Origin of the sequence: Flavobacterium sp. HSC-61S13 (genome assembly GCF_024171535.1) — a bacterium.
Lineage (GTDB): Bacteria > Bacteroidota > Bacteroidia > Flavobacteriales > Flavobacteriaceae > Flavobacterium.
The window spans coordinates 1-6,503 of the sequence record NZ_JALJZV010000029.1 but is presented as its reverse complement, the minus strand read 5'-3'; the positions used below and the strand labels follow the sequence as shown (position 1 = coordinate 6,503).

2 protein-coding genes are annotated in these 6,503 nt (G+C 38.1%); both read left to right on the top strand.

Going from position 1 to position 6,503, the window contains the following annotated elements:
* Window positions 1-311 precede the first annotated feature (311 nt).
* Entirely contained in the window at window positions 312-6,302 is a 5,991-nt protein-coding gene (locus tag L1275_RS16450; RefSeq protein ID WP_253476090.1) for a T9SS type B sorting domain-containing protein, read from the top strand.
* A gap of 7 nt (window positions 6,303-6,309) precedes the next feature.
* A partial coding sequence (locus tag L1275_RS16445; RefSeq protein WP_253476087.1) for a type IX secretion system membrane protein PorP/SprF occupies window positions 6,310-6,503 on the top strand: 194 nt, incomplete at its 3' end.

Below are 6,503 nucleotides of genomic sequence, written 5' to 3'. Positions count from 1 at the left end.
TGGATTTCACCAGTTGACCATCGGTATCAACCTATTCTGCAAACCGGATAAATACGACTGTAATTGTCCTGCAGTTAATTTTTAACTAAAAAAAATCTCGATCTTATCGAGATTTTTTTATTTTTGTTTCAAACGTGTTTTTGTCATAAACATGAGTTATGTTAATTAAAAACAGTGTTTTTTTGTTAAGTAACCTGTTAAAAGTGTTTTTATTTTACGAAATGTTTATTTTTTAAAACATGGAGTCTTAAAATTTAATAGATATTAGGTTTTCTTAAACAAAATACATATTACTAAAAAACATTAAAACTATGAAACAACTATTATTCTTATTAATGCTTGTTTTTTCAACTTCTTTATTTGCTAGTAAGAGTGTTTGGAAATCATCGAGCAAAATGTACGAACCGAGTTATGGTAACGCTTTGAGTTATTATAGCTTTGTGGATTATTTCGATCTTGTACAAACAACTGTCTACAATACTTCAACTTCTATGTTATTAGCGGCGCCTGTCAATGATAATTGTTCGGGAGCTATTGATTTGCCTGTAAATAATACTTTTGACTGTACGAGTACTGTAACAGGAACTTTTAAAGATGCAACTGTTACAACAAACATAGCGCAGCCAACCTGTAATCCTGCTTCCAAGCGCGATGTTTGGTATAAATTTGTAGCTACGAGTAAAATCCATCAGTTGGGAATTGAGGTATCGGGAGTTGCTATCTGGGCAATTCATTTGGCAGTCTATGATAGGGCGGATTGTTCTCTGATTAAAGCATCGGCTTTTAGCTGTGTTAGCTTAAATAATATTACAAAGTCTACAGTATTAAACAACCTGGTTATTGGACGTGTTTACTATATTCGTCTTGGGAATACTACGGCTAATGACTATCCTTTTACGTTATGTTTGACAACAGCGCCACCTCCGATGCGCGTTAGTGCTAGTGGAAATCAGTATAGTGTTGAAGAATTAGTTACAGAGGTTTTGGTTAAATCCGGTTGTAATTTAGTGTCCGATATTAAGTATCAAATAGCCGATGGTAGCCCTAAAACAAAGCAATACAATGCTCTGGGCTATTTTAATAAAAATAATTCGATTTTTCCTTTTGACGAGGGAATCGTTTTGACGACTAATGATGTTAATTATGTAGAAGGTCCTTATAAGGGAAATGGAAGTTCGCGAGGAGCTAACAATGAAAGATGGGTGGGCGATAAAGATATCAATGATGCCATTAATGATGCAGGTGGAGGCGCTTATGATAGGAAGCGTGTGACTCAATTGGAATTTGATTTTATACCAGTTAAGGATTCTATTAAGTTTGAATACCTATTAGCTTCAGAAAGTAATTATCGAGGTTGCGGGGAAATGTGCAGACAGTTTCCAGGAGCCTTATTTGCTGCTTGGTTGATTGATACGACAAATGGAGTAGGAGAGAATTTAGCAAAAATACCGGGAACAAATGATCCTATCGGACTAAATAAGGTTAGAGATACTCAAAAAATTGGTTCGTCGTGCGCAAGTGTGAATCCACACTATTACGGGGATCACTTTGCGCAGCCAGGTGATACTCCCACGGCCTTTCAGCTTAATCCTCTAGGTGCTCCTTTTGATTTTGTGGCATCGACTGTTGCAATGAGTTCTCGTTTAGTTAAGGTTGTACCCGGTCGTAAATACCACATCAAATTGGCGGTAATGGATTTTTGTCCTAATGTGAATCACTCTTCTGCGGTTTTTTTTAATGCGCGTAGTTTTGATATCGGAACGCCGGAGTTGGGGGAAGACCTGGTCATAGAAGACGGTAATGCCTTGTGTCCCGGAGACACCAAGGTGCTTGGTACGGGCTTGGATACAAAGGATTATACCATTCAGTGGACCAAAGACGGCGTGGATTTAGTCGGTGAAAACGGTGCAAATCTAGTGGTGCGGGAAAAGGGAACTTATGGAGCTCGATTGAATTATAAATTTGTCACCTGTGATGTAGAACTCAAACCCATTCGCGTAGAGTATTTTGATGAGATTATTATTGAAAAAGTACCTCAAAATCTAGTTCAGTGTAAAGCACCGGGAGCTACTACTTTGTTTAATCTAGAAGAGGCAATCAAAGGTGTTACCCATTTTCCAGTGGAATTCTCTTTTTACGAAAACCAACAAGACGCTATCGATGATGTCGCTGCTATACCACCTTATTACAGCTTTGATAACACCTTTTTTTCTAAGACGGTCTGGGTGCGTATTCAAAGTAAAGCGAGTCCATGTTTTAAAATATTTAGTTTTACCATCAAAACGGAACCTTGCGTTATCGGCTTAGTTCCGCTGAGTCCCTTGCGTATTTGTAATGCTCCAGGTTCAACCTTTGACCTGACGGTTTATGATGATATCGTTTACCACGGGATTCCCGGTTATAAAATTGAGTACTATACCAGTGAAGGGAATGCCAAAATCGAATTAAACCCTATCCTGAATCCTTCGACTTTTAATGGAGGACATCACGATATCATCTGGGTTCGTGTAAGCTCTATAGCGAATCCAGCGATATACGCCATAACTTCCTTTGAGTTGCTTCGCGAAGTGATACCCGTTGTAAAAACACTGGTGAGTCCATTATTTGCTTGTGTAGATCTTTTTAATCCTCAAGAAGCTATTTTTAATTTGAATACTAAGGATAACGAAGTGAAGTTAAGCGCTAGTGGTTTGGTGGTTGAATATTACTTGACGCAAGTCGAGGCCTATATGGGCGATGTCACCAAAGCCTTACCAAAATGGAATTACCAAAGTGGTGAGAAAACGGTTTGGGCTCGTGTTTATTCCGCCAACTCATCCTGTTTTTCGATCGCTAGTTTTGAACTAAGATTTAATATTACCCCCACTTTAATTGGTCCAAATACCTATGTAGTCTGTGATAATTTAGGAATTGCCGATTTTGATTTAACGATCATCGCTTCCGATCAAAAAGGATTAAATACCACGTGGAAACACGCTTTCTTTAGAAATTATAGTGAGGCCGTTGCCAATATAAACCCGATCACGATTCAGAATAATATTTTTTCAAACAACAAACCAGGGGGAGAGCCGGTTTATATCCGTGTGGAAGATACTTTAGGATGTGTAACGATTAAGGCTATCGATCTTCTTGTAAAAGGCAAGCCGCGTACTCAGTCTCCGAGTGAGATGGTGATTTGTGATGATGGGATTAGTGGAGTTGCCTTTTTTGATCTAACCAGTAAAGAACTAGAATTCTTAAATGGATTAACCGCTTCCGATTATCACGTTTACTATTATGCTTCCAATAGTTTGGCTATAGAAGGGGACTTTGACAAAGCGATAAAAGATCCGAGTCAATATTCCAATTTAACGGCTAGTACGGTTTATATTCGTATAGAAGACAAACAAAGCGGTTGTTATAACATTGAATTGTTGCATTTAAGAATGGTTACGCTTACGGATGTCGCAAATAGTGTTTCTGATTATGTTCTTTGTGATTCCAAAGACGATACGGGTAAAATGAACTTTGTCTTGGCCTCTAAAAAGTCCGAATTGACTTCTAGTTTAAGTCTTAAAATCAGCTTCCACGAGAGTTTGCAGGATGCGGAATCGGCTTTGAGACCTATAAACGAGAATAGTTACATCAATAAAGATGCTTATACCCAAACGGTTTATGCCCGCGTTGAAGATGTAAAAAGAGCTTGTTATAAAGTGGTAAGTATCAATTTGATCGTCAATAAATATCCGTTTTTTGATTTGGATTTAGGACATACCCTTACGGTTTGTAGCACCTCTAATACGGGTATCGGTGTTTTCAACCTGATTGAACATGGAAAAACACATATTCCGTCTTTTGGGAATTTTGATTTCAACTTTTTTGACAATCTAGATCATGCACGGGACGGTGTAAATAAGATTGTTAGCCCAGAAGCTTACAGTAACGTGACAATCACTGAACCCAAGGTTTGGATTCGCATTGTCAATAAAGCTACGGGTTGTGTGGGTATTTATGACTTTGATTTAAAAGTAAATAGAGCCCCTATCATTGTAGGTAATTTACCTGTTACAGTTATTTGTGATAATTACACGGATTTATTTGATGGTAAGGCTATGTTTGATTTAACGATGCATGAATCGAATATTATCCCTGGCGTTGTATCTGGACACGGATCTAGTATCTCATACTATAAGACTCAAGCTGATGCTGAAAAAGCAGAAAATGCGATCAGTAGTCCAAAGAATTATGTAAATAGTATTCCAGAAGAAACCATTTGGTATCGTTTGTTGGATACCACTACGGGTTGTAGCGTTGTGGGTAGTTTTAATCTAAAAGTTCATATTGGTATTAAGCTGTTTAAACCTCAAGATTTAGTCAGTTGTAGCGACGTCACCTTAGGACAGAATTTTGCGTATTTTGACTTGACTTCGCAGGAGTATTTCATCGTTGGAGGAAGTCCCATTTTTGGTACCAGTTATGCTTATTATGAGAGTGAAGCCGATGCCTTAGCGCAAACCAATGCAATTGCTACTTCTAACTTGACCACATATAAAAACAAAACAGCCGTTCAAAGTATTTGGGTCGTTGTAACCAACGAAAATGGCTGTCGATCAATGACCATACAAACTCTAATTGTATATGCCATGCCAATTGCAGCTAAGAGTGTTACTTTAAGTGCTTGTGAGGCAACTGTTGGGACAGGTCGTGCGGACTTTGATTTGACCTTGAGTATACCAGATGTTGTTCAAGGAGATACGAATTTAGATGTTTATTTTTACGGGACTCGTGCCTTGGCTGAAGCAGGTGATCTTGGAGGTGTTATTCCGAATAAAGCAAAATTCTCGTCTCAATCTAACGTTATATACGTGCGAGTAGAAAATCGCTTAGCCTTAATCAGTCCAAAATGTTATGTTATAACAGAATTGAAGTTGGTTGTAGACCCGCTTCCGTCAATAAAACCTTTAAAACCTTTGTTGGCTTGTTTGGATCAAGTTGTGTCTCATTATGAGTTTGATTTGTCGGATAAGAACGAGGAGATTTTAAATGGCCGTTTGGCTACTGATTATAATATCACCTATCATCGGGAATGGAATGATGCTAGAAATAATAAAAAACCGTTGCCTTATAAGTATACCAATCAATTCGCCAAATTTGAAATGATTTGGGTACGCTTAGAGAATAAAGCTACGGGTTGTTTTAGTGTTGGTAGTTTATTGATTCAAATAGAATCAAAGGTTCAGGCTTTTGAACCTGAGGTAACTCCATATTGCGACGACAATGATAAGGAAATTCCAGTCAATGATGGATTCACCAGTATTGATTTGACGGTTTACTCGGATGAAATCATCGGAAATCAAATTGAAATGGACGACTTAATCGTCACGTACTATGCTTCGATGTCTGATTACAATGCGAATATTCCAATACTGACACCAGATGATTATGTGAATATTTCTAGTCCACAAACGATTGTTGCTGTGGTTAAGAATAAGGATAAAGATTTATATTGTAGTGCACTAGTCGAGTTTGAAATCGTGGTGAATAAATTGCCAGAGGTGATCACGGATTTAGAAGGCGGTTACTTGTGTAAAGACTTGGAAACGGGCGAAGTGACCCCATTCTTGATTGATTCGAAATTGGATTCGTCTCTATATGAGTTTATCTGGCAGTTTAATGGCGTGGAGATTCCAGAAGCGAAAGGATCATATTACGAGGCTAGATTAGCAGGAAACTATACTGTTAGTACGGTTTCAAAAGCTACGGGCTGTGCTTCGGTTAACAGTGCTACGGTTACTTTGACGGCTTTAGCGCCATTTAGCATCACCATTGATGATACTACGGGCAATAGAGATGAGATTTCCGAGAATGGTAAACAGACGATTATCGTCAATGTATTGGATCAGAAAACCCCAGCAGGCGTTTATGAATTTGCATTGAACGACGGTTCTTACCAAAACAGTAATGTGTTTTATGATGTTGTTGCCGGTGAGCACTTAGTTTGGGTTCGCGATCGATTGACTGGAGCATGTGCGGTATCGAAACTAATCAATGTAATGAATTATCCGAAATTCTTTACACCAAACGGAGACGGACATAACGATACTTGGAACATCAAAGGATTAAGTGTTCAACCGGATGCAAAGATTTATATATTTGATAGATTTGGAAAACTATTAAAACAATTAAGTCCAGCAGGAGAAGGTTGGGATGGAACCTTTGGAGGTCGACCGGTACCGTCTACGGATTATTGGTTTACTGTAGAGTATAATGATTTCCAAGGTAATCGAAGAGAGTTTAAAGGTCACTTCTCATTAAAAAGATAATTAGTTTATGAATATTTTTAAGAAACGTTATTTAGCATTAGCATTAATAGTATCGCAATTTAGTATAGCTCAAGAAGGTATGTCTGTTTATTCAGACTACCTTTCTGACAACTATTATTTGATTCATCCCTCTATGGCTGGAGCTGCTAATTGTGGTAAACTACGAGTAACGGCACGTCAACAATGGTCAGGTCAGGACGA

What these genes read in the sequence shown, in the direction of transcription:
- L1275_RS16450 (WP_253476090.1), top strand. Translation starts at nt 312, where the DNA reads ATGAAACAACTATTATTCTTATTAATGCTTGTTTTTTCAACTTCTTTA.